Annotated in this window: 1 protein-coding gene and 1 pseudogene; both read right to left on the reverse strand. The window is 45.1% G+C overall.

Going from position 1 to position 566, the window contains the following annotated elements; translation table 11 throughout:
* A partial coding sequence (locus L5M28_RS24115; protein WP_263203336.1) for a transposase occupies positions 1-142 on the reverse strand: 142 nt, incomplete at its 3' end.
* 188 nt (positions 143-330) lie between these two features.
* Positions 331-566, reverse strand: a pseudogene (locus tag L5M28_RS24120) (IS4 family transposase); the annotation flags it as partial.

Consider the following 566-nt stretch of genomic DNA (forward strand, 5'->3'; position numbering starts at 1 on the left):
AAAGGGATTGCACGATAGATTGTCCTGTATGAGCTGCAAGTTGAGCCGCCAACTGTACAAGCCGTTTGGTCCTTCGTACATCCCCTAATTGTGCGCGCTGAAAAATGCTTTGTGCCCAGAGTGATGGTTCACTTAAAAACATGGTATGTGGTATCTGAAACAAAAGGTCAGGATCAGATCAGGGTAATTGAAAATGGTTCAAAAAAATCCCTCGGGGCAAACCGAGGGATTTGTGTAGAAGAGACAGGCCATAGAGTAGGGATTTTTTATGTCTGTCGTTTTTATTAAAACTAAGACAATAAAAAGCCCCGCAAATACGCTGTCTCTTGATCACATCTTTTGCTCAAGAGACAAGGCTAGCTGGTAACCTTCAAGGATGGTTTGCAGTTTAAACCATCCTTGCCATAACCTTTCCCAGCCCACAATTCCGCTTCGTTTGCTGTCATTCCAGCCCGCGAGTTTTCCTAATCTTAGATAAGCCCAATGCACACTGGGGACTTGTTCGGGCGGTTGGCTTTTTTCCGTCTTTAGCCATAACAACTTCCAGGCCAATGGGCTTAACAGGC

Origin of the sequence: Shewanella sp. SW32, from assembly GCF_025653365.1 — a bacterium.
GTDB lineage: Bacteria > Pseudomonadota > Gammaproteobacteria > Enterobacterales > Shewanellaceae > Shewanella > Shewanella oncorhynchi.